Here is a 25,368-nt window from a genome sequence, read left to right as displayed (position 1 = left end):
TCGATGATGTCGTTGAGCGTGTCGGCGATCTTGCCCGCCAGCCCCGTCCAGTCGGACGGCATGCGCACCGAAAAATCGCCTTTCTTGAATGCGGTAAGCACACTCAGCAGCGCCTTGGCATCCAACTCTTGTTCTTGCTTTTGTTCTGATCCGGTATCCATCAAAAGTCTCCCCATTACGACTTAATGTACGTTCGTTATTTTCGATTTCGGGCTCAGGCGCAGCCCTTCAGTGCATCATCCACGCACAGGCGGAGCAAACCGTTTCCTTCGAGAAAGGACCGAGTATTTTGTTGTAAACACTATGCGCGGGCAATGACTCGATCCTGCCTAAACAGGCAAATTGAACTCATATTGATAATTATCAAATACCAGGAAAACGATCAAGGCCGAAGGCGGCAAGACGCCTCACTCGACTCGCGTCGCTATGGTCATTGCGCCGAACTGGCGTCTTGCAGTGTTTTTTTTCGGCGCGTTGCTACGGAATGAACGGAAGAAGCCCGGTTGTTATCTTTTGCGGCATCATTCGCCCGTTTGCCGCGCGGCTTGCCGTCTACGGCGGCATGCTCGTCGCAGGCGCTTTCATGGGCGGCATCGACTGGAATCGAGACGGTGAGTGCCGTCCCCCTGTCCTGCGCGGTGTCGATATCAAGCTCGCCTCCCAACGTGCTGATACGCTCTTTCATACCGATCAGGCCGAATGAATTGGCTTTTCGCCGGCAGCCTGGAAAGATGCCGACACCGTTGTCGGCTACGCGCATGTAGAGCCGGTTGTCCGTCTGATAAACCTCGATCTTGGTTTTGGTGGCACGCGCATGGCGGAACACGTTGTTCAGCGATTCCTGCAGGACCCGGAACAATGCAGTGGCGCGGCTGTCATCGACCATCAACTCTTTGTCCGACAATTCCAGTTCGCACGCAATGCCGGTACGCCGCTGGAATTCCTTCACCTGCCATTCGATGGCTGCAGTCAGCCCGAGATCGAGTACGGTCGGTCGCAGGTTGTTGATGATCGAGCGCATCGCTTTCATCGTGGCATCGATATGATCGAGCACTGCATGCACCTTGCCGTTGAGCTTCGGATGCGTGGATGCCGTTCGCGCGTGCAGCATGGCGATATCGATGCGCAACGCCAGCAGGTTCTGCCCGAGTTCATCGTGGATTTCGCGCGCAATACGCTTGCGCTCGTCTTCCTTTACGCGCTCCTGGTAGCTGGCCAGCTCTCGCAATTCATTCTGCGACTGGCGCAGCGCTTCTTCCGCCTGCTTGCGTTCATTGATGTGCTGGAGGTCCAGCCAGCGCTGCGCCTGCAATTCGTCGTTGAGCTTTTCCAGGTCATGCTTCTGGTACTGCAACTGCATGTTTTTCTTTGCCAGTTCGACAAAGACAGCGACTTTGCTTTGCAGGATTTGCGGAATGATGGGCGTGAACAGATAGTCGACTGCGCCCTTCTGATAACCCTTGAGGCGGTTCATTTCATCCGCGTAGTGGGCGGTCACGAAAATGATCGGTACCGAAGCGGAACGCGGGTGCGAGTGGATCGCTTCGGCAGTTTCGAAGCCATCCATGCTGGGCATGCTGACATCGAGCAGAATCACCGCGAAATCGTGGTTGAGCACGTGGCGCAACGCCTCTTCGCCGGAGCGCGCCATAATGACCTCGTAACCGTCCCGGTCCACCAGCAGGCTCGACAGGGCCAGCAAGCTGGCCGAATCGTCGTTAACGAGAAGGACTTTGGGAACAAACACGAGTAATCGAACGCCTCTGCAAAAGAAGAACGCCCTGCCATAGCCTGCGCATCTGTTGATCAGAATGCTGCAACAACTCCTAGGGATCGCCCTTCATGGGTTAATTCAAACCTACAAGCGACTTCACTACTGTGCACGTTTGCATCTAGCCTAGCAATACATCGTCAGTAGCATGCCATTTACGCAACGTGTTGTACATTTAGCCAACCAATCTAACACAGATAGAGAAAAACGGCTGTAGCCAAAATGCCCATAAAATCCATTCCAAAATACAAATGAAAAGGCGGTCGCAACCAGATGGCTGCGACCGCCCCAAACATCGTTCAGAACATTCAGCTTTGGTGTGGCACTACCTGGGTGAGCGCCTGGTGCTTGTTCACCTCCAGCCATTTGCGGATGCGTCCGGCGTCAGCCAAGCGGGAGTCTTTGCCTTTGGAGTCGAGAAAGACCATCACGACGGGGCGACCGTCGACCCTGGTTTGCATCAGCAGGCAGCGCCCTGCTTCGGCGATATAGCCCGTCTTTTGCAGGCCGATTTCCCAGTGGGGATTCATTACTAGCCGATTCGAATTAATGTATTGCAACACTTGCCTGCCAGTATTCACCGAATACTTGCTGTCCGTGGAATATTCGCGAATCACAGGATGCCGATATGCCGCCACGACCAGTTTGGACAGGTCACGCGCACTTGCGACATTTTGGCTGGAAAGACCGGTGGAATCGACGTAATGTGCACTGGTCATGCCCAAAGCCTTGGCCTTTGCATTCATTGCAGCGACAAATGCCGGCAGTCCACCAGGATAGTTGCGCCCGAGCGCGGAGGCTGCGCGATTTTCCGAACTCATCAGCGCAATATGCAGCATGTCGGAACGCTTCAGACGCGACCCAATGCGCAAACGCGATGCGCTGTTTCTTTCCCTATCGATATCGTCAGCAGTCACCTCCAGAACTTCATCCATATCCTGGTGCGCTTCGACTACGACGGTTGCCGTCATCAGCTTCGTCAGCGATGCGATCGGCAACGGAACACTGGAATTCTTTTCGAACAAAACTTGTGAATTGTTTTGGTCGATGACAAAAGCAACGTTTGATTTCAAGGCCAGCGGATCGCGCGTTGCATTCAGGCCGGCCAGATCGCCTGCCGTCATAACCGGTGGCATGACTGGCACGGCCGGGGTGTAAGCTACATGCTGAACAGCCCGACTGGGGGCAACATGCGCGACCACGTCCTTCTTGACGGATCTCCCATGCGACTTATGTGACACATGCTGACGTTTCGCATGTGCATGGTTCGCCACTTCGATTTTGCTTTTGCCGTTCTTTTTGTGAACGTGCTTCTTGGCAGAAGGCTTTGTTGCGGACTTGTGTTCGGCATGCACCGCGGGAACGGCGACCGACAAGGCACACAGTGAAAAAACGACCCGTAGCGCGGACTTGAACATCGGCATTCCTCCCCATCTCATGCTCGAATTCATTATATCTTGCAGTCTAGCAAAATAGTGAAAATCAGCAAGAAAATGAGAGGGTTAGCACAAACATTTAAACAACTTTCTTACCGCAGATTGATACCGCACAAATAAAAAGCCCTCCCCTTGACGGGGAGGGCTTTGCAAATCGCCGGATGCAGATGAATTGGGCTACAAGGCTTCGGCAATCGCACGCCCCAGATCCGCCGTTCCGGCCGTACCTCCCATGTCGGAGGTAAAGGGCGCATGCTGCGGCCCTGCCGCCAGCACCTTCTCGATCGCGCGCAGCACAGCCGCGCCCGCTTCATGGTGCCCGAGATGCTCCAACATCATGGCGCCGCACCAGATCTGGCCGATCGGATTGGCGATGCCTTTGCCGGCAATGTCGGGAGCCGAGCCATGCACCGGTTCGAACAGCGACGGAAACAGCCGCTCCGGATTGATGTTGGCCGACGGCGCTATTGCAATCGTGCCGGTGCAAGCCGGCCCGAGATCGGACAGGATGTCGCCGAACAGATTGGATGCAACGACGACGTCGAAACGGTCGGGGTTGCGCACGAAGTGCGCGGTCAGGATGTCGATGTGGTACTTATCCCACTTCACGTCCGGATAAGACTTTGCCATTTCTTCCACCCGCTCGTCCCAGTACGGCATGGTGATCGAAATGCCGTTGGACTTGGTGGCCGAGGTGAGATGTTTATTGGGGCGGCGCTGCGCCAGTTCGAACGCGAACTTCAAGATGCGATCGACGCCCTTGCGCGAAAAAACGCTTTCCTGGAAAACCACTTCGCGCTCGGTGCCTTCGTACATCTTGCCGCCTACCGAGGAATACTCGCCTTCGGTGTTTTCGCGCACCACATAGAAATCGATATCGCCCGCCTTGCGGTTCGCCAGCGGCGACGGAATGCCCGGCATCAGCCGGCACGGCCGCAGGTTTACGTACTGGTCGAATTCGCGCCGGAATTTCAGCAGGGAGCCCCACAGCGAAATATGGTCAGGCACGGTATCCGGCCAGCCGACTGCGCCGAAAAAGATCGCATCATGCCCGCCGATCCGGTCTTTCCAGTCGTCGGGCATCATCTGGCCGTGCTTCGCATAGTAATCGCACGACGCGAAGTCGAAGTGATCCCATTTGAAATCGACGCCGAACTTGCGTGCCGCTGCATCCATGACGCGCAGGCCTTCCGGTATCACTTCCTTGCCGATGCCGTCCCCGGCGATGACGGCGATACGATGCGTGCTCATGCTCACTTCCTCTAATGAATTGTCCAAGGTCGGATGATCTTAATCCATAGCGCTGGATCGTTCATTAAACTGAAACAATTACATTATTTCCTTGAACGACATAATGCGCCGCTACTCGATGAACTGCGCGAATGCCGAAACGGGTTCGCGCTCCGTCACCAGCGAGTTCTCGATCTTGTCGGGGTCGGCATAGCCGAGTGACATGCCGCATACCACCATCTCGTTTGGCGGAAGCGAAAGCACTTCGGCGATGATCTTGTGATACTGGGTGAACGCCGCCTGCGGGCAGGTATCGAGTCCGCGCGCGCGTGCCGCAACCATGATGTTTTGCAAAAACATGCCGTAATCGAGCCAGGAACCCTGCTCCATGATGCGGCCAATGGTGAAGATCATGCCGACCGGCGCATCGAAGAAGGCATAGTTGCGCCCATGCTGCGCATGCATGCCAGCCTTGTTCTCCCGCGTCAGCCCCAACAGCGCATACAAATCCCAGCCGACCTTGCGCCGGCGATCGATGTACGGTGCCACCCATTCGCGCGGATAGTAGGCGTATTCCTCGGCATGCTGGCGGCTGAGCGCCGGATCGTTATGCGCGCGCAGCACTTCCGACGACAGACGGTCCCTGGCCGCGCCGGTCAGCACATACACTTTCCATGGCTGGGTATTGGTGCCGGACGGCGCACGGGCGGCGACATCGAGAATCGACTCGATATCCTCGCGCGCCACTGGCTTGGGCAAGTAGGCGCGTATCGAACGGCGCGAGGTAATCGCGGCGTCGACCATCTTTTGCTGTTCGTTCTGAATCATGGTTATCCGACAGTTATCGTTTGCAATAGCGCCCGCATTAGCTCCGGAATCGCGCTCGGCCGGCGGGTGGCGCGGTCGACGTACACATGCACGAAATGCCCCTGCGCCGATGCGCTCTCCTCGTCGTTGCGGAAGATGCCGACCTCGTAGCGCACGCTGGAATTGCCCAGCTTCGCCACGCGCAGTCCGGCCGTGACGCGCTCGGGGAAAGTCACCGACGCGAAGTAATTGCACTGCGTTTCGATCACCAGCCCGATCACGGGGCTGCGCTCGAGGTCGAGCACTTCATTGGCGATCAAAAACTGGTTCACTACCGTGTCAAACCAGCTGTAATAAACGACATTGTTGACATGCCCGTAGGCGTCGTTGTCCATCCAGCGCGTCGTAATCGCATGGAAGTGCCGGTAATCGCTTCGCTTGTTCGCTTCTGCTCGCATTGCTCACTTTCTCACAACAAGTGCTACACCAATGACGGCCAGCACCATGCCGGCCACGCCGACCATGCTGAACGCCTCCCCAAACATGAGCCACGCCATCACCGCCGTCGTCGGCGGGGTCAGATACATCAGGCTGCTAACCTGCGTCGCCGCGCTTTTCCGGATCAACGCGAACAGCAGGAAAATCGCGCCGATGGACAGCGCCAGTACCGACCACGCCAAGGCGCCGACGAACCGGGGCGTCCATTGCACGGCATTGAATGCAGGAGTCAGGTGCTCGAACGCGATAGCAAACGGCAGCACCACGACGAACGATGCGGCAAACTGGATCACGGTCCCGGTGCGCAGGTCGAAGCTGGGACAATGACGCTTCTGGTACAGCGTGCCGGCCGTAATCGACAGCAGCGCAAGCACGCTCAGCGCAATGCTTTGCCATGATAAGCCGATCAGCGAAATCTTGTTGGCAACCACCAGGCCGACGCCGCAGACGCCGAACAGCAGACCGATCCATTGGCGGCCAGTCACGCGTTCGCCCACCAGCGGCGCGGCAAAGGCGGTCAGGATCGGCTGCATGCCGACGATCAGCGCGGACAGACCGGCCGGCATGCCGAGCTTGATGGCGCACCACACGCCGCCGAGATAGCCGGCCTGTACCAGCATTCCGGCAGCGGCAATCTGCCGTATCCGCCCAATCGGCCAGGGCGCCTTCATCAGCAGCACCACCGGCAGCAGCACCACCAGCACGCCGGAGAAGCGCAACAACAGGAAGGTGAGCGGCGGTGCATACGGCAAGCCGAACTTGGCGACGATGAAGCCGGTGCTCCAGATCAGCACGAACAGGAACGGCATCGCGATGATCCAGGAGTTTGGCCGCGTGGTGGCAGAGCGGCGTGCTTGGGTAGACGTAGTCAATGTCATGCGCGGGAAGCGGCTGCAATGCAGTCGGCATAGCTGGAAGCAATGCCGATAGTCTGCACGTGGACCGCCACCGTGTCTTGGATGTTCTTGCCGTAGCCTCCTGCCATCGCGACCGCGACCGGAATGCCGCGCTCGCGTGCTTGCTCCAGCACCAGCCGGTCGCGCGCCGCCAGTCCTGCCATCGTCAGCTTCAGCCGGCCGAGCCGGTCGCCTTCATGCGGATCGGCGCCGGCGAGATAGATGATCAGCTGCGGCGAAAAGCGGCAAAACATCGTGGCGAGAGCTTCCCGCAGCGCCCGCAGATATTCGGCATCCCCGGTTCCGTCGGCCAATGCGACGTCGAGGTCGCTGCATTCCTTTTCGAACGGATAGTTGTTTTGCCCGTGTACCGACAGCGTGAATACCGAGTCGTCGTGCGCCAAAATCGATGCAGTGCCGTTGCCCTGGTGGACATCGAGATCGACAATGGCGACACGCTGCACGCGCCGCTCGGCCTGCATCAGGCGCGCCGCGATCGCACCATCATTGAACACGCAAAAACCCTCACCGCGGTCCGCATACGCGTGATGCGTGCCGCCGGCCAGATTGGCAGCCACGCCATGCAAAAGTGCCGCACGGCATGCCTCGATCGTCGCACCGGCTGAGCGTCGTGACCGCTCCACCATCTGCGGCGACCAGGGAAATCCGATTGCCTTCTGTTGCGCCGGTGAAAGTTCGCCGGCCGATACACGCTGTATATAGGCTGGATGGTGCGCCAGCGCCAGCACGCCGTCGCTCGTAAACGGAGCTTCGTTAAATTCGATGTCCGGAATGGCCGCAAGCGCGCTTTCACGCACCAGCCGGTACTTTTGCATCGGGAATCGATGCCTTTCCGGTAGCGGCAGGACGAAATGATCGCTGTAGAACGCTTTCAAGGCAGCAGTTTACGTAAAGGGAAGGCAAAAAGTGTAGCACGCACTCGGATGCCTCTCTCGCCGCGCCTGCGCCGCTTTTTGGTGCTCCGCAACAAAAGTTGTTGACTTAATAAAAACAATGCTTAGAATATAGTTTGTTGCGACGCACAAAAGATGTACTTGGGTACTTGTCGCCTTTCTTCTTGATCAATCCTCGCCCTCCAAAGGAGATGAATATGTTTACGATTCCCGAACAGTTTTCCGCTGCTTCCAAGGCCACACTCGAGGCCCAGCTCGCACTGCTGAACGCGCTCACCAACAAGACTTTAGAAGGCGTGGAAAAAGTTCTCGACCTGCACCTGAACGCCGCCAAGGAATCGCTGGAAGAGTCCAACGCCGCAACCAAGCAATTCCTGTCCGCCAAGGATGGGCAAGAATGGCTGTCGCTGGTCGCCGCACAGACCCAGCCGAACGCTGAAAAGGCACTGGCTTACAGCCGCAGCCTGGCGTCCATCGCATCCGGCCTGCAAGCCGAGTTCAGCAAGGTCGCCGAAGCGCAGATCTCCGAAACCAGCCGCAAGATGCTGGAACTGGTGGAAGAAGTAACCAAGAACGCTCCGGCCGGCACCGAAAACGCCATCGCCCTGGTGAAGTCCACCATTGGCAACGTCAACGCCGGTTACGAACAGCTGACCAAGACCACCAAGCAGGCGGTCGAAGCGCTGGAAGCTAACCTGAACACGGTCACCCAGCTGCAACCGGCTGCCAAGGCTGCACGTGCTGCCGGCAAGAAGTAACAGGAAGTTCTGCGCCGCTTCGTGGAAAGCGGCGCAGGAGCGCCGGGGCTAGAGTGTATTATCCATGCCCCGGTATTCTGCTCCACACTGATCCAAGCCGAGCAGCATCCTTTCGAATGCCGCGCCAACCTGTGCCGGGTCGCCTTTCACCCCTAGCTCGATGTGGCGCCGGGTCGTCGCGTCGCCGACGCTCGGCAGGCTAAACACTTTCACCAGCGGGAATTCCTCCTCGATTCGCTCCATCAGCGGCGTCAGCGTGGACTCCGCCTTGCCAAACACCAGTACTGCCTTCTCCAGGTGTGCAGCCTGCCTGAAGAGATGCGCGTAGTGGGTATCGAGCACCCACTCGATCATTGGCCACGCCATCACCGGAAACCCCGGGACAAAGTAGTACGCGCCCCTGTCATTATGACGGATCGCGAAGCCGGGAATCTTGTTGAACGGATTCGGGATAACCATAGCGCCCTGCGGGAACTCCCCCATCTTGAGCCGATGCGCATTGTCCGGCGCGTCATAGTCCGGGGCGCGGCCTTCCTCGCGCGCCACGTCGGCAATGCGCTCCTCGATCTTCGCCTTGGCCTCGGGATGCAGCACCAGCGGCACGCCCAGCGCGGCGGCTGCACACTGTCGCGTATGGTCATCCGGCGTGGCGCCGATGCCCCCGCAGGAAAACACGATATCGTCGCTCGCGAAGGTTCGCTTGAGAATGGCAGTGATGCGCTCGCGCTCGTCGCCGACATACTCCGCCCATGCCAATTGCAGGCCGCGTGCCGACAGCAGCTCGACCACCTTGGGAAAATGCTTGTCCGTCCGTTTTCCGGACAAAATTTCGTCACCGATGATGATGAGTCCGATAGCCATAAGATCGATCCGATCGACAAAAGACCATTATGCCCGAGCCGGCCGGATTCATCCGGCAGGGTTCAGGTCTTCGAACCCGGCGCAATGAAGGCGCGTGTGCGGTAGGCGGCCAGCGCATCCAGGCAGTAGTGCTGGAACCACAGGCCGCTAAACACGAACACCAGGACATACAGCCAGATTGCGCCGGCTGCCAGCAGTGGAAAAAAAATGACCGACAATGCCCCGCCCAGCCACAGCAGCGACGGCGCCGCGCCCAGTGCGCCGGTGATGGCGCCGATCGTCAGCAGGGGCCAGCGATGGATGCGCACGATGTCGCGGTATTCCTGCGCGCTGGCATGATCGGCCAGGGCGTCGTACGCCATTACGCGGTAGGTCAACCACCCCCACAGCACCGGATGCACGACAAAAGCCAGCGGCGGAAACAGCGACAGCGGCAGCGTGACCAGCCATAGCGCGACAAACACCACGAACGAAGACAGCACCACCCACACGCTGCCCCAGATGCTGCCGCCCTTGCGCTGCTCCAGGTGCGGATGATGGCGGCTTGCCACATGACGCGCAATGATCGGCATGGCCATCGTGCCGACGAACACGAGGGCGGTCAGAATCATCAGCGGCAGCAACACCCACATGGCGATCAGCGGCACCAGCACGGTCTTGAGCGCCCCCAGGCCGAACCATCCGAGCACCTTCCCGGCTGCGCTGAACGCGTCGTTCTCAGTGAAATAGGCTTGCAGCCAGTCGATTGCCGGCTGCAAACCGAGCCACAGCAGCACGCCCCAGATGGCCACCGAAACGACGAACGGCAGCACCGTCAGCAGCAGCATCCGCAAGTGCAATTGCGACAGCAGCGCACGCCCGAAGGAAACCAGGACTGCCTGCATCAGGACGCCCTCCTTCCAGCCCACTCGACCATGCGTTGCAAGCCGCGCCATTGCTGCGCCCAGAATCCGCGCCCGTAATCGCGCCCCTCTCCCTGCGGCGGAGGCAGCTGGTCACGCACGCCAGCCGCTTCGAAGCGCGTGCCGAAATGCGCCGTGCGAAACAGGATGTCCCACAGCGGAAACAGCACCGCGAAGTTATGGCCGCCCAGCGTTCCCTTGCCATTCGTTTCGTGTCCGGCGCCGATCGCATGATGCAGGCGATGGTAGCGCGGCGATACCAGCAGGCGTTCCCCGAACCGTCCGAAGTGAATCCGCACGTTCGCGTGCTGCAGGCTCTGCTGCATGCGCGACGCGACCACCAGCAGCACATATTGCGACGGCTCGACACCGATGATCAGCGCGATGAACGCCAGGTAAGCGTCGCGTAGCAGGTCGTCCAGCAAGTGGTTGCGGTTGTCCGACCACAGGTTCAGATCCTGCTGGCTGTGATGCAGGCTGTGCAGCCCCCACCACCAGTTGAACCGGTGACTGGCCCGGTGATACCAGTAGTCGAAGAAATCCAGCACGATCAGGTAGACGAAAAAGCTCACCAGCGGAATGTCGGTGATGCCAGGCCATATGCCCTCCACGTTGAACTGGCTGATGCCGGACAGGTGCAGTTTCGATGCCAGCGCATCGAACAGCGGGCCGAGCACAAAAAACACCGCGACCGCGAAGGCGCCAAGCCGGTGGATGCAGGTATAGACAAAATCGTTGCGGCGTGCGGCCGGGTCGAGGTCGGGCTTGACCGGAATCCAGGCTTCCAGCGGACGCAGGACCGCATACAGCAGCGCGAGCTCAATCACCCCGATCAGGAACCATTCCGTACCGGAAAATGCTTCCTCAGCCACAGCGCCGAGACCAAACTTGAACAGGAACGGTTGCACTGCAAACTGAAATAGCCAGCCCTGGACTTCACCAAACCAGTTAACCAGAATGTCGATCATAGATATGCTCAGCCTTGCGTGTCGGAGCGATGCAAAGTCCGATAAGCGGGATGTTCGCGCAGGGTCGCAAAACAAAACCCCTTCGTCTTCAGTCCAGCGATCAGCGGATCAAGTGCGGCAGGCGCCCACGGGTCCTTGCGCGACCAGATGCCTAAATGGGCGAGGAAAATATCCCCGTCCTTCAGCCCGTTCAATGCGCGCTTTAGCAGGATCTTATTCGGCCATTTTTCGCTCGGCAGCTCATCGCCGGAAAAACCGGCCGCCGACCAGCCGACATGCGCATAACCGCACGCCTTGCCCGCCGTCTTCAGCCTGGGGGTAAGCCGTCCGCCGGGCGCGCGCCAGAATGGATCGAGCTTGGCGCCGGTCAGCTCGGTAAAACGCTGCGCCACCCGGTTGAGTTCGTCGCAATATTGCTGCGCCGTCCACGCCAGTTTGCGGCCTGCATCGGCACCGAACTGCGGCTTCATCTCCATGCGTCCATCCGCCAGATCGCGCAACACATAGACATGGTCGAAGGTGTGCGTGCCGAAGGCATGGCCCTCGGCCACGCGCGCCTTCCAGTACGGCGCCCAGGAAGGGTCGAGCGAATAGTCGCCGTTGACCGTCCGTTCGTTGGCGAGGAAAAAAGTCGCCTTGACGTGATGCTTGTTGAGCGTCCTGGCGATGAATTCGGCCTGCGACTGGCTGCCGGTATCGAAGGTGAGGTAAATCGTCCCCTTGCACTGCGCCGCCGCCATCGTCGAGGGAGCGACTGCCAGCAGCATCAGACATGCGCCGAAGGCCCGGAACTGTTTCATCACGTGTTGGGAGCGCGATTGTAGAAATACACGCCGTGCGGCGAACGGCCGACCGGAATCGTCTTGATCACTTTTTTCGCGGCGACATCGATCACGGCAACCTTTTTCACCCAGCGCAGCGTCGCCCACAGGTACTTGCCATCATCCGTCAGCTCCATGCAGTCCGGCCCGCCGGGAACGTCGATGGTGGCGATATTTTCCAGGGTTTTCTGATCGATGATGTTGATCGTGTTGGATATCCGATTGGACACGAACACATGCCGCTTGTCGCCCATGGCGCGGAAATTGTGAGCTCCCTCGCCCGCCTTGATTTTCTTGACCGTTTTTTGCGCGCGCCAGTCGATCACCTCGACGTAATCGCTGCCCATGATCCCAACCAGCAGATACTTGTCATCCGGCGTCATCGTAATCCCGGCCGGTAATTTTCCGACCGGCATGGTCCATTTGATCTGTTGCGTAGCGAGATCGATCGCGCTAATTTGGTCGCTGCCCTGCTGCGTAACGAACACCATTTTGCTGTCGGCGCTGAACGCCATATGACTCGGCAGCTTGGCCAGGGGAAGTTGCCTGGCGAGTTTCAGTCGCTTGCCATCATATTGATAAATGTCGACGTGATCGAGCCGCAGTGCATTGGACACGAACCATTTCTGATCCGGCGAGAAGCCGATCTGGTAAGGATCGGCCACGCCCGGAATGCGCCCCTGCAGCTGCCCGGTTTTCGGATCGAGCAGGAGCAGTTCATTGCCCATGGCGCTGGCCACGATCAGCGACTTGTTGTCCGGTGTCGACATCAGGTGGTGCGGCTCCTTGCCGACCGAAATCGAACCCAGTTCCTGATAGGTAGCCTGGTCGAGCAGCGTCACGCTCGCGTCGCGCGAATTGAGTACTACGACGACATTCGCATAGGCCGCGACGCTCGCGAGCAAACAAGGTAATGCAGCAAAAAACAAACCTAACCGGCGAAACATGAATTGTTTTGAATGATAAATTGGTGAGATGGAATAGCGGCGCCATTCTACCGATCGATGCGACAGCTTGCCGGCGATGCGCCCGCATTCCGGATGAATCTTTCGATTTTTTGTCGAACTAATACTGTCAATAGTGCTCTGGCCTTTACTTGCGCTACAGGAAACAGCGCCAGATTGGCCAGTGATGAATGCACGCGCATGAGCAATCCGGGCGACAGTCGCTGCATAGCCTTAACGGCAATGGAGAAAAAGCCGTTGACGAAGAAAACGCGGTCTCTGGCATGGCGGCGGTAACCGATAGCCACGGATTGCCATCTTGCGGTGCATTCCTTGTCTATCGTGCCGGTTCAGTCGCCTGTTACAATCTCGCCCTTGGCAACCCTACAACGAAGGAAAAACATGTCCACGATCATGACGGCCTCCGGCCTCCAGTACGAAGATATGACAGTCGGTTCCGGCGAAGAAGCACGTGCCGGCGCGCACGTGACGGTGCACTACACCGGCTGGCTGCAAAATACGGACGGCAGCGCGGGACGCAAATTCGATTCCAGCAAGGACCGCAACGAGCCGTTCGATTTCCCGCTCGGCGCCGGCCACGTCATCAAGGGCTGGGACGAAGGCGTGCAAGGCATGAAAGTCGGCGGCGTGCGCAAGCTCATCATCCCGTCGTCGCTGGGTTATGGCGCGCGCGGCGCCGGTGGCGTGATTCCGCCGAACGCGACGTTGATTTTCGAAGTGGAACTATTAGGCGTTTAATTACTCTGAAGAAAGCTTGAAGCCGACTTTGGATGGGTTGTCGCCTGGACTGTGCGTCACGCTGCGCCTGCCATAGGCGGGGCCAATACGGGCGGCAAATAATTTTTTAGCACATTCAATTTACCGGCTGCGCAAGCAGCCGAATGCCGGATTCAGCTTTCATGCACATTCAAAAGAGTATCCTCGCGGGCGCTTGCCTGGCCGTTCTGATGTCAAGCGCCGGATGCACCGTCGTTTCTGTCGCCTCCACCGCCGTATCGGTAGCCGGTACGGCGGTCGGCATGGGCGTCACTGCCGGTTCTGCCGCTGTTGGCGTCGCCACGACGGTGACCAAAGGCGCAGTCAGCGTCGGCAGCACGGTCATCGATACCGTCACCGACTAGGGCCGGCGTTAAGCTGCCCACTCGGACATCAGGGTCAGCAGCACCACCTTTTCGAATTCCGGTTGGAAGCGCTGGATGATATCGTGCGGATCGTGCGCGATCGCATCATCGACAACCAGCCCGAACTGCACGCCGCCGTTATAGCTCAGGATTGAAACGCCGACGCCGATGTCGCCCGATTGCGGAACCCAGAACATGATCTGGTCAAGCTGGCTTCCTGCCAGGTAAAGCGGGGTTTGCGGCCCAGGCACATTGCTCATGACTGCGGTCGCCTTGCGCGCAAAATAATTCTGGATCTCGTTCTGCATCTGCTTGGGCGTTGCGCCCAGCACGCCAAGAATGGCCATCGCCACCAGCGCCTGATAGCCGCCTTTCAGTTCGCCCATGCGGCGGCGCACCTCCTCCAGGCGCGCCATCGGATCTTCGATACCGACCGGCAGGACCAACGGCACCAGCCCGAAGGCATTGCCGAGATTTTTTTCCTCGCCCGCCTTGCGCAGGTTCACAGGCACCATCGCGCGCAGATCGGTACCGGGCGGAACATAGTCACCCTTGCTGCGCAGATAAGCGCCGATCGCGCCGGCGACGCTGGCCATCAGCACGTCATTGACCGAGCAGTCGAGCGCCTTGCCGATCGCCTTGATTTCCTCCAGCGGCAGCGGTTCGCTCCATGCGACATGCTTCCTGCCTGCCGGCCGACCCTTGAGGCGGGTCCGCGAATCGCAGGTCATGGCCGACAGCTTGATCGCATCGAGCGTCAACTGGCCGGCGATCCCGCCCATTTTCGCCAGACGCGCGAGCATCTTGTCGGAATCGGCCAGCATCCACATGTACCTGGTCCAGATACTGGTCGACACGTTGATCGCGCTGATCGTCGCCTTGGTCACCGGCTGCAGGAACGGCAGCCAGGGATTTTCCGTATCCAGCTGCGGCACCTCGTCAAGCGGTTCGCTGTCCGGCGCGTCCGGCGTGCGGTCGAACATCGACAGCAGAACGCCGACCAGCGCCATGCCGTCGGCGATGCAGTGATGAATGCGGATCACCATCGCCTGGCGCACCTTGCCGTCCTCGCCGACGCAGTTGTCGACCATGTGGATCTGCCACAGCGGCTGCGACGCGTCGAGCGGCGTCGCTGACAGCGCGCCGACCATCTGTTCCAGCGCCGCCTTGTTGCTGCCCCCGTCCGATGCCAGCCCGAGATGGACCACGTGATAATCCATGTCGACTTCCTGCTCCTGCCACCATGCGCTGCCCGTCATGTCGTAACGCACGTGGCTGCGGAAGCGGCTGTATGTCAGCAGCCGGGTCGCAAGAATGTGGCGAAAACGCCGCATGTCCATCGGCTTGTCGAACATCAGGACGCTCACGATCATCATGAGATTACCGTCCGAATCCATGCGCAGCCAAGCGGTGTCGACATTGGACATTCTTTCGCGGCGCAGCGCGGGAACTGCTGGGGACAACATTGAATATCTCCTCTAGAGCTTTTCTTCTGCGGCAGATTTGTCTGTGCTATTTTGCCGAACATGCAATTGTCACAGGACCATTGCGACACTAGCACAGCGATTCAATTTCATCTACAGGAGAGAACAATGAGTTTGCAAGCCCAGTTTGACCAGGCTGTCGTCGATTCCAAGAATTTGCCGGAGCGTCCGGACAACATGACCCTGTTGAAGATCTATGCCCTGTTCAAACAGGCCAGCACGGGCGATGTGGAAGGCAAGCGTCCGGGCTTCACCGACATGGTGGGACGCGCCAAATACGATGCGTGGGACGCGCTCAAGGGCACGTCCAAGGAAGACGCAATGCAGCAGTATGTCGACCTGATTACTGGTCTGAAGGGCTGACGGACTTGACCTCAGAACGCCAATCATGACGCGCCAGGCACGGGCAACATGATTGGCGCAAAGTTCAAGCCTTGGCGCCAAACACCTTCTTCATCTTCGCACTCACCTTCTCTTCGATGGTCGAGGCAAAAGCCTTCAGCAGGAATCCCAGGCTGATTTCCAGATGCGCCTCCTGTTCGCCGACGGTCAGCCGTCCGGACACACCGCTGCGCTTGAAGTGCAGCACATCGCCGTCCCACTCCGAAGCCATTTCGTATTCATTGGCCATCTGATCCGCCACTTTCTGTGCGGCGGCCTTTGCTTTCTTGTGCGGTAACTTATGTGCCTGAGTGATCCTGATGTCGGCCATGTCCTATTCCCGGGATTAAATTCGAGGCGTAAGGATATTCAGAGGATTTCCGCCAGTCAACGCGGCGATCAAGTTATCGGCGGCGCAGTTCGCCATGGCACGCCGGGTCGGTTCGCTGGCGCTGCCGATATGCGGCGTCAGTACCACATTCGACAGGCTCAGAAAGCCCGGATCGAAAGCCGGTTCATTCTCGAACACATCCAGCCCGGCGGCGGCAATCCGGCCGGCCCGCAACGCGGCGATCAAGGCGGCGTCATCGACAATGCCGCCACGCGCGATATTGACCAGCGTCGCCGTACGCTTCATCAACGCCAGTTCGGCAGCACCGATGGCATGGTGCGACTGCGGCGAATACGGCAAGGTCAGCACGATATGGTCGGCGCTGCGCAGCACCTCTTCCTTGCTCACGTACTGCGCATGGTTGGCGTGCGCTTCCAGGTCCGGCGCAAGGCGTGAGCGGTTGTGGTAAATCACCCGCATATTGAATCCGGTCGAGCGGCGCGCGATGGCTTGTCCGATACGGCCCATGCCGATAATGCCGAGTGTGCTTCCATGCACGTCGGCACCGAGCAAGGTATCGAAGCGCCACCGATCCCACTTGCCCGCGCGCAGCCAATGCTCGGCCTCGGTCACGCGGCGTGCGGTCGCCAGCAGCAGCGCCCACGCAAAGTCGGCAGTGGTTTCGTTCAGCACATCGGGCGTGTTTGTGACGATAACGCCGGCGCGGGCGGCGGCGTCGATGTCGATGTTGTTATAGCCGACCGCCATGTTGCAGATGGCCTTGAGCCGCGGATTGGCGGCGATGACATGAGCGGTGACCCGTTCTGTGGGCGTAGTGAATACGCCTGCCTTGCCATGCAGTCGTTGCGCCAGTTCCTCTTCGGTGAAGATGCGGTCACTCTGGTTCGCCTCGACCTCGAAATGGCGCGCAAGGCGTTCCAGTACATCGGGGAATACGGCGCGGGTCACCAGGATTTCGGGCTTGTTCATTGCAGGTCAACGAAAGAAGATGAAAGTCATCAATATAAACAGCGGAACCAGCACCGCGCATGACCAGGCCATGTAGCCGAAAAACGAGGGCATCTTGATGCCCCGCTCTTCCGCGATCGCCTTGACCATCATGTTTGGCGCATTGCCGATATAGCTGTTGGCGCCCATGAAGACGGAACCGCAGGAGATGGCAGCCAGCGTCGCAGCCATCTGCGTCATCAGGCGTGCTGCGTCACCGCCGGCCGTATTAAAGAACACCAGGTAGGTCGGGGCATTGTCCAGGAAGGAGGACAACAGGCCCGAAGCCCAGAAGTACATGGCGTTGATCGGCTGGCCTTGGTCGTCGGTGACGGCGCGAACTACGGTGGCAAAGGCGCCTGCTTCTCCTGCGCGCAACATGGCGATGACGGGGATAATCGTGATAAAGATGCCGGCGAACAGCTTCGCCACTTCCTGAATCGGTCCCCACGAAAAGTCATTCCCCTTGCGCGCCTCTTCCGGCGTGATCGCCAGCGAGACGAAAATCGCGCCGATCAGGACCAGGTCGCGCAGCACGTTCTGCAACTCGATGTGGACCCCGAACAATGACCAGCTCACGCCGGGCTTCCACAAGCCGCTCATCAGAACCGCGCCCACGATTGTGGCCAGCAAAGCAAAGTTGGCCTTGCCCTCGAAGCGGATCGGGGAATCCGGAGTCGGATCCTGCTGGACCGGCCGCTGATCTTCCCGGTTGTAATAGTAGTGCCGGTCAAGCAGGTAGAAAATAGCCAAAAGGGAGACACACAGGAACAGCGTCTCGAAAAAGATATTCTTCACGGTCCAGAAGAAATCGACGCCTTTGAGAAAGCCGAGAAAGAGCGGCGGGTCGCCCAGCGGCGTCAGCGATCCGCCGGCGTTGGACACGATGAAAATGAAGAACACGACGATGTGCACTGCCTGCTTGCGATTGTCGTTGGCGCGGATCAGCGGGCGGATCATCAGCATCGACGCGCCGGTAGTTCCCATCACGCTGGCCAGCAGCGCGCCGATGGCGAGCAAGCCGGTGTTCAATGCCGGGGTGCCGTGCAGGTTGCCACGCACGCAAATACCGCCGGCCACCACGAACAATGACGTGACCAGGATAATGAAGGGAATGTACTCGGCGACAAATGCATGCAGCGCGCCGCCGGCCGCCATTGCGGTACCAAACAATGCAGCGCAAGGCAGCAGGAAGGCCAGCGCCCAGGCAAGCGCAATTTTGCCGAAATGCCGGTGCCAGATGATGGGGGTCAGCAGCGGGCAGAGCGCAATCGACAGCAGCAACCCGGCGAACGGCACGCCCCACCACGCCGACAGTACAGCGCCGTCAAGCTCCGACGCATGGGCCAATGCCGGAAGCAGGCCCGATAGCCCGATCAGTAGTCTCGCTCGCAATTGCCGTCTCCGCCGTAGTTATAAGACTTTCAGGCATTTTAGCGCGGGCAGCCTTCCAATTCTGTAAGTAATGATACTTATCGAACGGCAACATCGGTAAGTCCTATTCGTACATCCTACTTGCCGCGGACCAGGACCACATGCACGCGGTAAGGGCCGTGCGCGCCCAGCACGATGGTCTGTTCGATATCGCCGGTACGCGACGGGCCGGAAATAAAATTCACTGCGCGCGGCAATGCACCATGCTCGGCGCGCGCCAAGGCAAACGCCTCTTCCATGGAAGCGACGATGCGCGAAGCGGACACGACGGCGATATGGGTTTCCGGCAGCAAGCTGGCCGAGGAGTAGGTATCCACTCCGGACAGCAGCATCAGCGTGCCGGTTTCGGCAATGGCGCAAAACGTGCCGGTGATACCCACCAGGTCCTCGTTGCGCGGGGGGCGGAACTCGACATCCACGCCGGCATCCCGCCATGCCATGCCTTCCAGCGTTTTCCAGGCGATTGCCTTACTGGCGACACCAATGCTGTCCAGATAGCGCGCAACCGCCGCCGGCACATCGGCCAGCGATGCCACCTCGTCGACCGTGTCCGACATGCGTATGGCCTGCTCCATGAAGCGTAGCACCAGGTCGGGACCGATATCGGGGCGCGGCCCGCAGGAATGCTGGGCCATGTAAGCCTCGGCGGCCTCGCGCTCTGCCGGCGTCGATTCCCCGGGACGGCCTTGCGCCTTGCGGATGCGGCCGAGAATAGCTTGACGAGCGGCGGATGTATCCATGATGTCCTCTTGGTGAGCCGGATTAGAGTCTACCCGAAGCGCCAGCACGTCACGCAGACCTTCAACCTGACTAGATTTCAAACGCAGCGAACAAATTATTTATCGACTGCGCGCGGCAGCAAAATAAATTAACTCTAATGCAATACACCCTCAACATCGCGTCGTCATAACGTGCTTTGCTGTTGCGTCCGACGGAAAACGCCGCATTTGCTTATTCGTATTTTGTCTAATTCTGGTTTGTTAGAAAGAACCAATTGCCTTAAAATACAAGGCTTTGCAGCAGGTTGTAGTTCAGGCTGTTTTTTGATCGCCGCGAAGCCAGTCCTGCTTCAAATCCGCTCAGTGTCGAAAAATTTACAGAAAGACTGTTATGACCCACGTTGTGACCGAATCCTGCATCCGCTGCAAATATACCGATTGCGTGGATGTATGCCCGGTAGACTGCTTTCGGGAAGGCCCGAATTTTCTCTCGATCGATCCTGACGAGTGCATCGATTGCGCTGTGTGTGTCGCCGAATGCCCGGTGAACGCCATTTACGCCGAAGAAGATGTGCCGGCCGATCAGCAGAAGTTCATCAAGCTGAATGTCGAACTGGCGCGCAACTGGCCGTCGATCACCAAGACCAAGGATCCGCTGCCGGAAGCCGACGAATGGAAAGACGCCAAGGACAAGCTGCAGTTCCTGATCAAGTAAGGTCTTGAGCCGTACCCGCTGCGCAGCAGCCGTTGCGCAGCACTGCAAGCCGCCACAACAATAACAAGAACGAGAAAAAAACTTCCGGCCATTAAAGGCCGCTCGTCGAATGGGAGGAGCGGCGGCGCTTTGTGGCATCTAGAATCGCAAGGAACGTGATAAATGGATACCAGCAACGGCACAACCGCCCCCGCCCAAGGCAAAACTCCTATCGAAACCGATGCAGTGATCGTCGGTGCCGGCCCGGTCGGCCTCTTTCAGGTCTTCGAACTGGGCCTACTGGAAATCAAGGCGCACGTCATTGATTCATTGCCCAGTGTCGGTGGCCAGTGCGTCGAACTGTATCCGGACAAGCCGATCTACGACATCCCCGCCGTTCCGATGTGTACTGGCCAGGAACTGACCGACAACCTGCTCAAGCAGATCGAACCGTTCGGCCCGACCTTCCACCTTGGACAGGAAGTGACCGTGGTGCAGAAGCGCGAAGACGGCCGCTTCGATCTGGAAACGTCCGTGGGCACCCGCTTCATCACCAAGACCATTTTCATCGCCGCCGGCGTCGGCTCGTTCCAGCCGCGCACGCTCAAGGTCGACGGCATCGAAGCCTATGAAGGCAAGCAGGTGTTTTACCGCGTCAAGGATCCCTCCAAATTCGAAGGCAAGAACCTGGTGATCTGCGGCGGCGGCGACTCCGCGCTGGACTGGGTGCTGCACTTTGCCGGCAAGGCGGAATCGGTGGTGCTGCTGCACCGGCGCGAGGAATTCCGCGCCGCGCCGGCATCTGTCGCGAAGATGAAGGAATTGTGCGAAAACTTCGAGATGCAACTCCTGGTCGGCCAAGTCACCGGATTCGAAGCGAACGGCGATGTAATGACCGAGATTAAGGTCACCGGCGCCGATGGCGTCACGCGCCGCCTGCCGCTCGATTATCTACTGGTGTTCTTCGGCCTGTCGCCCAAGCTTGGCCCAATCGCCGACTGGGGCCTGGAAATCGAGCGCAGGCAGCTGAAGGTCGATACCGAGAAGTTTGAAACCAACGTGCCGGGCATTTTTGCCGTCGGCGACATCAACACTTATCCGGGCAAGAAGAAACTGATCCTGTCGGGCTTCCACGAAGCTGCGCTGGCGGCATTCGGTGCCGCTCCCTACATCTTCCCGGAAAAGAAGATCCACATGCAGTACACCACGACCTCACCCAAGCTGCACAAGATCCTCGGCGTGGAAACGCCGGTGTTCGACTGATATCGGCGCGCTTTTCCGCCGAAACGCCCCGCGCCGCTGACGGCCCGGGGCGTTTTCTTTTCCGCGTCTCGGCTAATTCGGCATGAACTTCGCAATCACTTGCGGCGTGATGACTCCGGAATACGCTGTGCTCTCGCCTTTCGCATTGAACCAATAGCTGCGCGGCTTCTCGCCGTGCCATTTGCTGTCGATCGCATAACGCAGCTGCTCCGGCGGCGCTTCGCCGAATGCCCAAGCATTGCCGGCCATCGCGAGCGATGCCAGCCGAGCATTCATTAACGCGACCGCTTGTTCGTCGTCGAGCGCATCGGTCGACAAGGTCACCACGTGCAGGTTCTTGCGCTTGCGCTTTTCCTGCGCGAGCGTCTTCAGGCTGGCCTGGCAATACTCGCAATCGAGCGACCAGACCACGAGCACGAACGGCTGCCCTTTCTGGCTGGCGACGATACGCGCCATGCCGTCCGGCTCGAAAGGCTGGATCGCCGGCGCCGCGTGGCTGGCCGGCGCAACCAGCGCTGCCGCGCAGATCGCCGCGCCTATCAGTTTTCGCAACATATTCATCTCCTGTCCGCCGGCACTGCGCGCATGCCTTCATTGCGCGTGCGCCATACCAGCACAATGCCGTCCGGCGTATTCACTAGCCGCGGCTCGTCCGATGCACCGCTGGTGCGGGCCAGCTCCCGTTCCTGCCAGCTGTGCCCGGCATCGAGGGACACCCGCGACAGGACGGCCGTTTCCTTGCCGTCGAACTGCTTCCACGCCAGCACGACGTTTTTCCCCTGCGCGGCGACATCGGCATGCTCCGCCTGCGCCGCCCCCAGCCGCACCGGCTTGCCGATGACGCCGGCCGCGTCGCTCGCGGCGTAGAACAAGCCGCCTTCGTTATCCTTCACGTCGAACCACACCTGATGCCGCGTACCGTCCGGGCCGAAGGCCAGGCCCGGCCCGTGATGGGGGCAGACATCGACTTGCCAGTCGTCGAAGGTGACGCGGCTTGTCGTCGCCGGCTTGCCGTCGGAACGCAATTCAGCCAGCGCGTGGTCGCGCACATTCGGCTCGAACACATGGCGCCACATCGTCACGGGCCTGCCCTGCGCATTCAGCGCCAGCGCGATGCGGCAGCATTCGCAGCTGTGGTCGGCAAGTTTGTAATCGCCCCGGAAGCTGGCGCCGCCATCGTCGGAAACCGCGTAATAGACTGCCGCGCCGGCGTACTTCTCGTTGCGCGCCTTGGCTGCCGTGCTGTCGCGCTTGTCGATCCATGCGATATAGATGCGACCTGTCCTGTCGACGATCATCGACTCGAAACGATGCGTGATCAGGTCGCGATTGGCGTGCACGGTCATCGGCGCCGCAAATGTCTGGCCGCCGTCGATGGAGCGGATAAAGCGGATTTCCCCGGTATAGGGCTTGGACAGCGGTTTGGTGTACGCGAGATAGATCTCGTCCCGGAGGCCGAACGCGAGTTTGGGCCGGCTCTCGCCGGCAGCCTCGATCGGCTCGGGAGCCTGCTGCGCGCGCACTGCGGGCGACCACGTCTTGCCCATGTCGGACGACATTTGCAGCACGACATAGCTGCCTGCTGCGCGCTCTGCGCCGGGTTCGACCGTCGCGACCCACAGCCGGCCCTGGCTGTCGACAGCGGCCGAGGTACCCAGTTCGACTCGCGCGGATTTCATGCCCTTGTGCTGCGCATGCGGGTCCTGCGCCGCGGCGCCGAAGGCAACGACGGAAAGCGCAAGCAACCCGGACGAAAAGATGCGATGTAGAGTATTCATGGCAGTCAGAAACGCATTCTCACGCCGACATTCACGGCGCGCGGCATGGAAAGCATTTTGTTGTAGGGCTGGCTCACGTTGTACGGGCTTTCCGTATATTCGCGATCGAACAGGTTCACCACGTTGCCAAACACCTCCACGGTCTTGCTCCAGGCATAGCTGGCGCTGGCATTGACGATCGTGTTGCCGCCCTGCTCGAAGCGCGTTGTCGCATTGTTGCTGGTGGTATCGAGCAGCATCGGACCAATGTAGCGCAATTCGGCGTACGTCTGCAGCTTTTCCCTGGGCTTCCAGGTGGCGCCGAATGAAGCCACATTCTTCGGCACGCCCGCCAGCTGTACGCCCAGAGGGTCGGTCACGACCGCGCCGCGGCGCGTCAGGTAAGTCTCGGTGCGGGTGTAGAAACCGTTGAGCGTCAGATTGTCGAGCACGTCCCAGTTGGCGACCAGCTCCACGCCATGCGACTGGCCATCCTGGTCGTTCGTGTAGTACTTTGCCGAGCCGGAACAGCTCGGCAGCGTCGGCCCGCCGCAAATGGTCTGCACCTGCTGCGGCGCGCTTGCACCACTCGCCGTATAGGTCGCGATCATGTTGCTGATGTTGTAGAGGAAATAGGTCGCACCGGCGGAAAATCCGCCCTTGCGGTAATCGCTCCCCAGCTCCCAGCCGCGCAAGTCTTCCGGAACCAGGTCGGGATTGGCGATCGTGGTATTGCTGCCGGTACCGAAGGTGCGCGTCAGGTTGTTGAAGCCCGGCGCGCGGAATGCCTTGTAGGTGGCGCCGCGTAGCGCGATCCGGTCGTTCAGGTCATAGCGCACCGCAAGGCTCGGATTGAAGGCGGACTTGGTCGATGCCGGCAGCGCGCCGCCAGTGGTGGTTCCCGACGCGAGCGTGCGGGTATTGGTGCGGTCGTCAATGCGATAGGCGTCGTAGCGTCCGCTGACAGTGATGTCGAGGGCGTCAAGCGGCGCGATCTTCGCTTGCGCGAACAAGCCCTGGAAGGTTTGCGTACCTTCGCCATGGGTGCTGCTGTTGGATTGCCCTTGCGGTGCCGCCGGGCTGGTCGGCGTGTTGTAGAACCATTCGGTATCCTGTGCCGACAGGCGCCGGTAATCCGCGCCGACCTGGAAACTGTAGAGCGCCGCCCGCAGGTTCTTCGAGTAGATGACCGAGCTTCCCTGGTCGCGGTAGCCCTGGTCGCCTTGCTGGGTATAGAACTGCACCACGTTGCTGTTGACCTGCGCCGGCGTCAGGCCGGCGCTGGTGCTGGTCAGGCAGGCTTTTTTATCGCTCTGGTAATAGCAGGTGTTGCCGTTGAATTTCTGAAAATTCACGTACTGCGCCCACGCATTGGCCTGCAGGCTGGCGCGATCGTCGAAGGTCTTGGTGAAGCTGGCCGCGAGGTCCGGGCTTTTTTGTAAATTGTTGCCGAACTGGTAGCTGATGTCCTGGTCCTGCACGTGGTAGCCCAGGCGCAGATAGCCGCTCAGGTCGGCCGATGGCTTGAAGTAGGTCGTGAGGCGGAAGCTCTTGTTTTCGCTCGTCACCGGCTGCTTTTGCGGAAAGCGATACAGGAATTCGCCCGGTGTCGTCTGGTAGCCGTCGGTGTGGGAAAAGTCGGCGGCAAGGTTGAAACTGAGGATATCCGACAGCGCGACATTCTTGCTCAATGCGACATTCATGGTGCCCTGCGTGCCGATGCTTGCCGATGCCTCGCCTGCATTGTCCTTGACCCGCTTGGTGACGATGTTTACGACCCCAGCCACAGCCATGTTCCCCCACAAGCTGGAGTTACCACCACGGATGATTTCTACACGTTCAATATTGGATAGCGGAACCTTGAACCATTGGGTCGTGAGGTAGAACGGGTCATGGATCGGTATTCCATCCAGCAATACCAGCACCTTGGCATTGCCCAGCCCGCGCATCTTGGTTTGATGTGCGGTTGGATCCGACAAGGCTGCTGGCACGCCTGTAAAGTTCATGCCCGGCACATTGCGCAGCAATTGATCGAGCGTGGTGGCGGGCGATTTCTTGATGTCTTCCTGCGAGACGATTGTCGAATGCAGCGGCATTTCCTCGACTTTTGCCTGGCTGCGGCTGGCCGAGACCACGACCGCGTCCAGCGTTCTTTCTTCCTGAGCTTGCTGTGCCAGTGCGCAATCCGCGCCGAACAGGGCGAGCGCCGCCATCAGGGGCGCATGCTTTGTGCCCATCGAATTCTTCATTTCGTTCCTTCGTTTTCTTTGAATGCGGCCGGTCGCATCGCGAATGGCGCGACCAGCGGCAAGCCCGGGCAAGCCGGATGCGCGCTGGTGCCGGCCAGAT

General features: G+C 59.4%; 27 protein-coding genes. 6 read left to right on the top strand and 21 right to left on the bottom strand.

The window, feature by feature from the left end; all coding sequences use genetic code 11:
* Positions 1-430: 430 nt before the first annotated feature.
* The 7 genes from TSA66_RS25180 to TSA66_RS25150 form a co-directional block, all read right to left on the bottom strand.
* Positions 431-1,747 carry an ATP-binding response regulator gene (locus TSA66_RS25180; RefSeq protein ID WP_084199897.1) on the bottom strand — a complete coding sequence of 439 codons (1,317 nt, stop codon included), beginning with the start codon at positions 1,745-1,747 and terminating at the stop codon, positions 431-433.
* Between the two features lie 332 nt (positions 1,748-2,079).
* Positions 2,080-3,189 carry a D-alanyl-D-alanine endopeptidase gene (gene pbpG, locus TSA66_RS25175; RefSeq protein ID WP_040042024.1) on the bottom strand — a complete coding sequence of 370 codons (1,110 nt, stop codon included), beginning with the start codon at positions 3,187-3,189 and terminating at the stop codon, positions 2,080-2,082.
* Between the two features lie 195 nt (positions 3,190-3,384).
* Positions 3,385-4,458, bottom strand: coding sequence for a tartrate dehydrogenase (locus TSA66_RS25170; protein ID WP_040042023.1), 1,074 nt, complete (start codon positions 4,456-4,458; stop codon positions 3,385-3,387).
* 111 nt (positions 4,459-4,569) lie between these two features.
* Positions 4,570-5,265 carry a nitroreductase gene (locus TSA66_RS25165; RefSeq protein WP_040042022.1) on the bottom strand — a complete coding sequence of 232 codons (696 nt, stop codon included), beginning with the start codon at positions 5,263-5,265 and terminating at the stop codon, positions 4,570-4,572.
* A gap of 2 nt (positions 5,266-5,267) precedes the next feature.
* Positions 5,268-5,702, bottom strand: a complete 435-nt coding sequence (locus TSA66_RS25160; protein WP_040042021.1) for an acyl-CoA thioesterase — start codon at positions 5,700-5,702, stop codon at positions 5,268-5,270.
* 3 nt (positions 5,703-5,705) lie between these two features.
* On the bottom strand, positions 5,706-6,551 hold the full coding sequence (locus tag TSA66_RS25155; protein ID WP_052452595.1) for a DMT family transporter: 846 nt from the start codon (positions 6,549-6,551) through the stop codon (positions 5,706-5,708).
* 65 nt (positions 6,552-6,616) lie between these two features.
* Entirely contained in the window at positions 6,617-7,474 is an 858-nt protein-coding gene (locus TSA66_RS25150; RefSeq protein ID WP_198358896.1) for a histone deacetylase family protein, read from the bottom strand.
* A 275-nt stretch (positions 7,475-7,749) separates the two neighbouring features.
* On the opposite strand from TSA66_RS25150, the gene phaP reads away from it, so the two are divergent.
* Positions 7,750-8,310 (top strand): TIGR01841 family phasin, encoded by a 561-nt coding sequence (gene phaP / locus TSA66_RS25145; protein WP_040042018.1) that lies wholly within the window; start codon positions 7,750-7,752, stop codon positions 8,308-8,310.
* Positions 8,311-8,358: 48 nt separating this feature from the next.
* Here phaP and TSA66_RS25140 read toward each other — a convergent pair whose 3' ends face one another.
* From TSA66_RS25140 to TSA66_RS27230, 6 genes are all read right to left on the bottom strand, one after another.
* Positions 8,359-9,171 (bottom strand): competence/damage-inducible protein A, encoded by an 813-nt coding sequence (locus TSA66_RS25140; RefSeq protein ID WP_040042017.1) that lies wholly within the window; start codon positions 9,169-9,171, stop codon positions 8,359-8,361.
* A 62-nt stretch (positions 9,172-9,233) separates the two neighbouring features.
* Positions 9,234-10,055, bottom strand: a complete 822-nt coding sequence (locus TSA66_RS25135; RefSeq protein WP_040043001.1) for an EI24 domain-containing protein — start codon at positions 10,053-10,055, stop codon at positions 9,234-9,236.
* A complete protein-coding gene (locus TSA66_RS25130; protein ID WP_040042016.1) occupies positions 10,055-11,041 on the bottom strand; it encodes a sterol desaturase family protein in 987 nt (328 codons plus the stop codon). The genes TSA66_RS25135 and TSA66_RS25130 overlap by 1 nt, the downstream gene beginning before the upstream one ends.
* A gap of 8 nt (positions 11,042-11,049) precedes the next feature.
* The gene (locus tag TSA66_RS25125; protein ID WP_040042015.1) at positions 11,050-11,841 is read right to left on the bottom strand and encodes a polysaccharide deacetylase family protein; all 792 of its coding nucleotides are present in this window, start codon (positions 11,839-11,841) and stop codon (positions 11,050-11,052) included.
* On the bottom strand, positions 11,841-12,809 hold the full coding sequence (locus tag TSA66_RS25120) for a YVTN family beta-propeller repeat protein (RefSeq protein WP_052452594.1): 969 nt from the start codon (positions 12,807-12,809) through the stop codon (positions 11,841-11,843). The genes TSA66_RS25125 and TSA66_RS25120 overlap by 1 nt, the downstream gene beginning before the upstream one ends.
* 47 nt (positions 12,810-12,856) lie before the next feature.
* Entirely contained in the window at positions 12,857-13,114 is a 258-nt protein-coding gene (locus TSA66_RS27230) for a hypothetical protein (protein WP_157691788.1), read from the bottom strand.
* A gap of 94 nt (positions 13,115-13,208) precedes the next feature.
* Here TSA66_RS27230 and TSA66_RS25115 point away from each other — a divergent pair, with 94 nt between their 5' ends.
* Positions 13,209-13,565 (top strand): FKBP-type peptidyl-prolyl cis-trans isomerase, encoded by a 357-nt coding sequence (locus TSA66_RS25115; RefSeq protein WP_040042013.1) that lies wholly within the window; start codon positions 13,209-13,211, stop codon positions 13,563-13,565.
* A gap of 161 nt (positions 13,566-13,726) precedes the next feature.
* Complete coding sequence (locus tag TSA66_RS25110; protein WP_052452709.1) at positions 13,727-13,948, top strand: hypothetical protein; 222 nt, start codon at positions 13,727-13,729, stop codon at positions 13,946-13,948.
* A gap of 8 nt (positions 13,949-13,956) precedes the next feature.
* Here TSA66_RS25110 and TSA66_RS25105 read toward each other — a convergent pair whose 3' ends face one another.
* Complete coding sequence (locus TSA66_RS25105; protein WP_232429540.1) at positions 13,957-15,414, bottom strand: wax ester/triacylglycerol synthase family O-acyltransferase; 1,458 nt, start codon at positions 15,412-15,414, stop codon at positions 13,957-13,959.
* A 126-nt stretch (positions 15,415-15,540) separates the two neighbouring features.
* Here TSA66_RS25105 and TSA66_RS25100 point away from each other — a divergent pair, with 126 nt between their 5' ends.
* Complete coding sequence (locus TSA66_RS25100; RefSeq protein ID WP_040042011.1) at positions 15,541-15,795, top strand: acyl-CoA-binding protein; 255 nt, start codon at positions 15,541-15,543, stop codon at positions 15,793-15,795.
* A 64-nt stretch (positions 15,796-15,859) separates the two neighbouring features.
* On the opposite strand, the gene TSA66_RS25095 is transcribed toward TSA66_RS25100, so the two are convergent.
* The 4 genes from TSA66_RS25095 to TSA66_RS25080 form a co-directional block, all read right to left on the bottom strand.
* Complete coding sequence (locus tag TSA66_RS25095) at positions 15,860-16,144, bottom strand: polyhydroxyalkanoic acid system family protein (protein ID WP_040042010.1); 285 nt, start codon at positions 16,142-16,144, stop codon at positions 15,860-15,862.
* Positions 16,145-16,159: 15 nt separating this feature from the next.
* Positions 16,160-17,134: a 2-hydroxyacid dehydrogenase gene (locus tag TSA66_RS25090; RefSeq protein ID WP_040042009.1), complete on the bottom strand. Its 975-nt coding sequence runs from the start codon at positions 17,132-17,134 to the stop codon at positions 16,160-16,162.
* Between the two features lie 6 nt (positions 17,135-17,140).
* Positions 17,141-18,547, bottom strand: coding sequence for a sodium:proton antiporter (locus TSA66_RS25085; RefSeq protein ID WP_040042008.1), 1,407 nt, complete (start codon positions 18,545-18,547; stop codon positions 17,141-17,143).
* Between the two features lie 116 nt (positions 18,548-18,663).
* Entirely contained in the window at positions 18,664-19,326 is a 663-nt protein-coding gene (locus TSA66_RS25080; protein WP_040042007.1) for a LutC/YkgG family protein, read from the bottom strand.
* 370 nt (positions 19,327-19,696) lie between these two features.
* Here TSA66_RS25080 and fdxA point away from each other — a divergent pair, with 370 nt between their 5' ends.
* A complete protein-coding gene (fdxA, locus tag TSA66_RS25075) occupies positions 19,697-20,020 on the top strand; it encodes a ferredoxin FdxA (protein WP_040042006.1) in 324 nt (107 codons plus the stop codon).
* Positions 20,021-20,182: 162 nt separating this feature from the next.
* Positions 20,183-21,262 (top strand): NAD(P)/FAD-dependent oxidoreductase, encoded by a 1,080-nt coding sequence (locus TSA66_RS25070; RefSeq protein ID WP_040042005.1) that lies wholly within the window; start codon positions 20,183-20,185, stop codon positions 21,260-21,262.
* A 72-nt stretch (positions 21,263-21,334) separates the two neighbouring features.
* On the opposite strand, the gene TSA66_RS25065 is transcribed toward TSA66_RS25070, so the two are convergent.
* The 3 genes from TSA66_RS25065 to TSA66_RS25055 are packed head-to-tail and all read right to left on the bottom strand — an operon-like array spanning position 21,335 to position 25,268.
* Entirely contained in the window at positions 21,335-21,817 is a 483-nt protein-coding gene (locus TSA66_RS25065; RefSeq protein ID WP_052452593.1) for a TlpA family protein disulfide reductase, read from the bottom strand.
* Positions 21,818-21,819: 2 nt separating this feature from the next.
* Positions 21,820-23,040 carry a sialidase family protein gene (locus tag TSA66_RS25060; protein ID WP_040042003.1) on the bottom strand — a complete coding sequence of 407 codons (1,221 nt, stop codon included), beginning with the start codon at positions 23,038-23,040 and terminating at the stop codon, positions 21,820-21,822.
* A 5-nt stretch (positions 23,041-23,045) separates the two neighbouring features.
* Positions 23,046-25,268, bottom strand: a complete 2,223-nt coding sequence (locus TSA66_RS25055) for a TonB-dependent receptor (RefSeq protein WP_040042002.1) — start codon at positions 25,266-25,268, stop codon at positions 23,046-23,048.
* Positions 25,269-25,368 lie beyond the last annotated feature (100 nt).

The sequence above is a fragment of the Noviherbaspirillum autotrophicum genome (assembly GCF_000818395.1).
In the GTDB taxonomy this organism is placed as follows: domain Bacteria; phylum Pseudomonadota; class Gammaproteobacteria; order Burkholderiales; family Burkholderiaceae_D; genus Noviherbaspirillum; species Noviherbaspirillum autotrophicum.
The sequence above is the reverse complement of the archived record's forward strand: the minus strand, read 5'-3'. Positions and strand labels throughout refer to the sequence as shown.

Bases quoted from the DNA above. Each gene is read 5' to 3' on its own strand.
- pbpG (WP_040042024.1), bottom strand. From the start codon at position 3,189: ATGTTCAAGTCCGCGCTACGGGTCGTTTTTTCACTGTGTGCCTTGTCG.
- TSA66_RS25170 (WP_040042023.1), bottom strand. From the start codon at position 4,458: ATGAGCACGCATCGTATCGCCGTCATCGCCGGGGACGGCATCGGCAAG.
- TSA66_RS25165 (WP_040042022.1), bottom strand. From the start codon at position 5,265: ATGATTCAGAACGAACAGCAAAAGATGGTCGACGCCGCGATTACCTCG.
- TSA66_RS25160 (WP_040042021.1), bottom strand. From the start codon at position 5,702: ATGCGAGCAGAAGCGAACAAGCGAAGCGATTACCGGCACTTCCATGCG.
- TSA66_RS25155 (WP_052452595.1), bottom strand. From the start codon at position 6,551: ATGCCGTTCCTGTTCGTGCTGATCTGGAGCACCGGCTTCATCGTCGCC.
- TSA66_RS25150 (WP_198358896.1), bottom strand. From the start codon at position 7,474: ATGCAAAAGTACCGGCTGGTGCGTGAAAGCGCGCTTGCGGCCATTCCG.
- phaP (WP_040042018.1), top strand. From the start codon at position 7,750: ATGTTTACGATTCCCGAACAGTTTTCCGCTGCTTCCAAGGCCACACTC.
- TSA66_RS25140 (WP_040042017.1), bottom strand. From the start codon at position 9,171: ATGGCTATCGGACTCATCATCATCGGTGACGAAATTTTGTCCGGAAAA.
- TSA66_RS25135 (WP_040043001.1), bottom strand. From the start codon at position 10,055: ATGCAGGCAGTCCTGGTTTCCTTCGGGCGTGCGCTGCTGTCGCAATTG.
- TSA66_RS25130 (WP_040042016.1), bottom strand. From the start codon at position 11,041: ATGATCGACATTCTGGTTAACTGGTTTGGTGAAGTCCAGGGCTGGCTA.
- TSA66_RS25125 (WP_040042015.1), bottom strand. From the start codon at position 11,841: ATGAAACAGTTCCGGGCCTTCGGCGCATGTCTGATGCTGCTGGCAGTC.
- TSA66_RS25120 (WP_052452594.1), bottom strand. From the start codon at position 12,809: ATGTTTCGCCGGTTAGGTTTGTTTTTTGCTGCATTACCTTGTTTGCTC.
- TSA66_RS25115 (WP_040042013.1), top strand. From the start codon at position 13,209: ATGTCCACGATCATGACGGCCTCCGGCCTCCAGTACGAAGATATGACA.
- TSA66_RS25110 (WP_052452709.1), top strand. From the start codon at position 13,727: ATGCACATTCAAAAGAGTATCCTCGCGGGCGCTTGCCTGGCCGTTCTG.
- TSA66_RS25105 (WP_232429540.1), bottom strand. From the start codon at position 15,414: ATGTTGTCCCCAGCAGTTCCCGCGCTGCGCCGCGAAAGAATGTCCAAT.
- TSA66_RS25100 (WP_040042011.1), top strand. From the start codon at position 15,541: ATGAGTTTGCAAGCCCAGTTTGACCAGGCTGTCGTCGATTCCAAGAAT.
- TSA66_RS25095 (WP_040042010.1), bottom strand. From the start codon at position 16,144: ATGGCCGACATCAGGATCACTCAGGCACATAAGTTACCGCACAAGAAA.
- TSA66_RS25090 (WP_040042009.1), bottom strand. From the start codon at position 17,134: ATGAACAAGCCCGAAATCCTGGTGACCCGCGCCGTATTCCCCGATGTA.
- TSA66_RS25080 (WP_040042007.1), bottom strand. From the start codon at position 19,326: ATGGATACATCCGCCGCTCGTCAAGCTATTCTCGGCCGCATCCGCAAG.
- fdxA (WP_040042006.1), top strand. From the start codon at position 19,697: ATGACCCACGTTGTGACCGAATCCTGCATCCGCTGCAAATATACCGAT.
- TSA66_RS25070 (WP_040042005.1), top strand. From the start codon at position 20,183: ATGGATACCAGCAACGGCACAACCGCCCCCGCCCAAGGCAAAACTCCT.
- TSA66_RS25065 (WP_052452593.1), bottom strand. From the start codon at position 21,817: ATGTTGCGAAAACTGATAGGCGCGGCGATCTGCGCGGCAGCGCTGGTT.
- TSA66_RS25060 (WP_040042003.1), bottom strand. From the start codon at position 23,040: ATGAATACTCTACATCGCATCTTTTCGTCCGGGTTGCTTGCGCTTTCC.
- TSA66_RS25055 (WP_040042002.1), bottom strand. From the start codon at position 25,268: ATGAAGAATTCGATGGGCACAAAGCATGCGCCCCTGATGGCGGCGCTC.